The organism is Thiomonas sp. TH-17, assembly GCF_057473305.1.
The window spans coordinates 1-3,863 of the sequence record NZ_JBYCKI010000125.1; the positions used below are offsets into that span (position 1 = coordinate 1).

Below are 3,863 nucleotides of genomic sequence, written 5' to 3' on the forward strand. Positions count from 1 at the left end.
AATACCTTCAGAGACGAGACGTCCTTGCAATTGCGCGTCCGCCATGCGGTGGTTATTGCAGGGAAACCGGTGATGGTTCAGCGAGTGGCTACATGAATGCAGTAGAAATCGAAGCCGCCATAACAGACCTCGCTTGCCAGACATTTGATGCCGTGGAGTTTCCGTTCACGTTCCTGGCCGCTTTCGGCAATAAGGACACCGCTCTCAAGCGCCTGCGCACGGGCAACAATAACGCCTCCGATGTGCCCGGCAGTGTACTCCAGCGCAACAACATCCATATCGCCGTATGCGCAGAAGGCAGCGTGGGCGAAACCCTTAAGACATTACGCGCCAGCCCGGCGACCGCCAAGGCCAAAGCCAAGTTCATCCTCGCCACCGACGGGCTGAACCTGGAGGTCGAAGAACTGTTGAGTGGCGAAACCATCGCCTGCGCCTACCCGGACTTCCCCAATCACTTCGGCTTTTTCCTGCCGCTGGCTGGCATCTCCACAATCAAGGAAATCAAAGATAACCCTATTGATGTGCGCGCTACCGGGCGGTTGAACAAGCTGTACGTCGAATTGCTGCGCGAAAACCCGGACTGGGCATCTAGCGAGCGCCGCCACGACATGAACCATTTCATGGCCAGGCTGGTGTTCTGTTTTTTTGCCGAAAAAACCGACATCTTCAATGACGATGGGCTTTTCACCCGCACGGTAGACCAAATGAGCGAGCGAAATGGTGCCAACACCCACGAGGTGCTGGAAACTATCTTCCGTGCCATGAATATTAAAAACGACGAGCGCATAAACACCCAACCCCGTCTGCCGGTTTGGGCAAGTCAGTTTCCCTACGTGAATGGTGGCCTCTTTTCCGGGAGTACCGAGGTGCCGCGCTTCACCCACATGGCACGCACCTACCTGATGCATGCCGGTGGCCTCAACTGGAAACAAATCAACCCGGACATCTTCGGCAGCATGATTCAGGCGGTGGCCGATGATGAAGAGCGTGGTGCGTTGGGCATGCATTACACCAGCGTGCCCAATATCCTGAAGGTGTTGAATCCGCTGTTTCTGGATGATTTGCGCACCCAGTTGACCGAAGCGGGTGATAACGAGCGCAAACTGCTGAACCTGCGTAAACGCTTGGCGCGCATCCGTGTGTTCGACCCGGCCTGCGGCTCAGGCAACTTTCTGGTCATCGCCTACAAACAAATGCGCGAAATTGAGGTGGAAATCAATCGTCGCCTGGGCAAAACGCAACTGGGTAGCGAAATTCCGTTGACCAATTTTCGGGGCATCGAGTTACGCGATTTTCCGGCGGAGATTGCGCGGCTTGCGCTCATTATCGCCGAGTTCCAGTGCGATGTGCTGTATCGAGGGCAGAAGGACGCGCTGGCGGAATTTCTGCCGCTGGACGCGCAGAACTGGATTGTCTGCGGTAATGCGCTACGGCTGGATTGGCTGAGCATCTGCCCTCCGACGGGAACGGGAGTGAAGCTGGTGGCGGATGATTTGTTTTGCACGCCGCAGGATCAGGCAGAAATGGACTTTGCAAACGAGGGCGGTGAAACCTATATCTGTGGCAATCCGCCCTACCTAGGCAGTACCTGGCAATCGGCAGAGCAAAAAGAAGACCTCAAAGCAATTTTTAATCACCGGTGCAAGATCTGGAAATCACTCGATTACGTGGCTGGCTGGTTTATGAAAGCTGCCGATTACTGTACACACACCCAGGCCGCTGCCGCATTCGTGTCCACCAATTCGATTTGCCAGGGCCAGCAAGTACCGATTCTGTGGCCGCTGATCTTTGCTACGGGCAATGAAATCAGCTTTGCCCACACTTCGTTCAAATGGGCGAATCTTGCCAGCCATAATGCCGGAGTGACGGTCGCCATTGTGGGTATTTCCAACCCTGCGCCCAAGTTGAGGCGGCTGTTTGCCCTCAATAACGATGGCGAAGCCGTAGTCAAGGACATCGCCCACATCAATGCCTATCTGGTGCCTGGGACGAATGTGGTGATAGAGAAGGCGGCACGGCCTTTGAATGGTCAGGCAGAAATGACTTTCGGCAACAAGCCCGTGGATGGCGGGTATCTGTTGCTGTCCAGAGATGAGGTCAATGCGCTTAGCTTGACACCAGAACAGCGTAACCGCTTTCTTCGTCGCATCTACGGCTCGGCAGAGTTTATTCGTGGTCTGGAGCGTTACTGTCTGTGGATTGAAGACGCTCATCTCGAAGAAGCGATGGGTATTGATGCCATTCGGCAGCGCATTGAAGGCGTACGCGCGATGCGGCTGACGAGCCGCGATAATGGCGCAAAGCAAATGGCTACACGGGCACATCAAATGCGTGAAATGAATATTGGGCAAACGCAAACAATTGTTATGCCGGGCGTTTCATCTGAAGCTCGTGAATTTCTGCCCGTTGGAGTAGTTGATTCAAAAACAACGGTCACTAACCTTGCCTTCGCCCTCTACGACGCCCCCCTCTGGAACATGGCGCTTATCGCTTCACGCCTGCATCTGGTCTGGATTGCCACAGTTTGTGGCAAGCTGAAAACCGATTTCCGCTACTCCAACACCCTCGGCTGGAACACCTTCCCAGTCCCCCTCCTCACCGAGCAGAACAAGGCCGACCTGACTACCTGCGCGGAAAACATTCTGCTCGCCCGCGAAGTCCATTTCCCCGCCACCATCGCCGATCTGTACGACCCGGATAACATGCCGGAGAATCTGCGCCATGCCCACGAGCGCAACGACGAGGTGCTGGAGCGTATTTACATCGGCCGCCGCTTCAAAAACGACACCGAGCGACTGGAAAAGTTATTTGATCTATATTCGAAAATGACGGCGGCAGCGGCCAAAGGCAAGCCTGCTGCCAAAGCAACCAGGGGGAAAGCTCATTGAGCGAGCAACGCACGCTGGCCCTGATCGACGACCTGCTTCAGCGTCCAGCAGAGATCTCGTGGGTGGAGTTCAAGGAAAACAATGCTGATGCGCAGATGATCGGCAAATTGATCTCGGCACTATCCAATGCGGCACGGTTAGCCGATCAGCCGTTTGCCTATGTGCTGTGGGGCGTGCGTGATGGCGATCACGCTGCTGTCGGCACTACGTTTGAGCCTTCCAGTCAGTTGCAGCAAGGCCAGCCGCTGGATATGTGGTTGGCGCAGCGCCTGCAACCAGCCATTGCTTTCAACTTCAAGCTTGTCGATTACCACGGCATACGGCTGGTCATACTGGAGATTCCGGCTGCCGCCAGCAGTCCGGTAGAATTTGATCGGCAGGCTTTTATCCGCATCGGTAGTGCCACACCCCGACTCTCGGATCACCCGGAACGCTTGAAAGCCCTGTGGGAGAAATTACAGCCCTATGCCTGGGAAACGGGCATCGCGGCGCAATTCTTGAGCGGCGATGACGTGCTGGCGCGGCTGGATTACGCTACCTACTTTGATTTGACTGGTCAGCCGTTGCCAGACAATCGCCAGGGCATTTTCGACAAGCTCACAGCCGACCATCTGGTGCAGGCGGATGTGGGCGGGCAATGGAACATCATGAATCTCGGGGCCATTCTGTTCGCCAAGCGGCTGGCAGATTTTTCCCCATCCATCGCCCGCAAGGCCATCCGCTTTGTAGCCTATGGTGGCTTGGGCCGCGCCGACACGGTGACGCATCGGCAAGACGGGCAGAAGGGGTATGCCATTGGCTTCACCGGTCTGATCGATTTTATCGATGGCCTGATGCCTCGCAATGAATTCATCGGCAAAGCCTTCCGCGAGGAACGCCCGCTGTACCCGGCCATTGCCATTCGCGAGCTGGTGGCCAATGCGCTGATTCACCAGGATATGACCATCACGGGTGCGGGTCCCTTGGTTGAGATGT

2 protein-coding genes are annotated in these 3,863 nt (G+C 55.8%); both read left to right on the forward strand.

What is annotated here, in order from left to right:
• Nucleotides 1-92 precede the first annotated feature (92 nt).
• Nucleotides 93-2,888, forward strand: coding sequence for a class I SAM-dependent DNA methyltransferase (locus AC2VLV_RS07575; RefSeq protein ID WP_486989397.1), 2,796 nt, complete (start codon nt 93-95; stop codon nt 2,886-2,888).
• Nucleotides 2,885-3,863, forward strand: a 979-nt coding sequence (locus tag AC2VLV_RS07580) for an AlbA family DNA-binding domain-containing protein (RefSeq protein ID WP_486989398.1), incomplete at its 3' end; no start/stop codon positions are given. The genes AC2VLV_RS07575 and AC2VLV_RS07580, both read left to right, overlap by 4 nt.

Excerpts from the sequence above, each read along its gene's own strand:
- AC2VLV_RS07575 (WP_486989397.1), top strand. The coding sequence starts at position 93 with ATGAATGCAGTAGAAATCGAAGCCGCCATAACAGACCTCGCTTGCCAG.